1 protein-coding gene is annotated in these 267 nt (G+C 67.0%); it reads right to left on the reverse strand.

Annotated features, from left to right (window positions below; all coding sequences use genetic code 11):
• Positions 1–267, reverse strand: a 267-nt coding sequence (locus SB756_RS30785; protein WP_410913331.1) for a pirin family protein, incomplete at both ends; no start/stop codon positions are given.

The following is a 267-nucleotide window of genomic DNA, read 5'->3' on the forward strand; positions in this document are numbered from 1 at the left end:
GTTGCCGTCCAGCGCCACCACAGGGATGTCCGTGGCCAGCAGCGTCTGGTACCCCGCCGCAGCGCGCTTGTCGCGCGCAGGCAGGTTGACCCACAGCTGCACCATCTCCAGCGTACCGCCACTGCGGGCAAACGCCGGGGCGTGGAACTCTTCATGGAGGATGCCATTGGCAGCTGTCATCCATTGCACGTCGCCTGGGCCGATCAGGCCACCCGCCCCCGTCGAGTCACGGTGCTCCAGTTCGCCCTGGTAGACGATGGTCACGGT

The sequence above is a fragment of the Pseudomonas sp. SIMBA_068 genome (genome assembly GCF_046534705.1).
Lineage (GTDB): Bacteria > Pseudomonadota > Gammaproteobacteria > Pseudomonadales > Pseudomonadaceae > Aquipseudomonas > Aquipseudomonas putida.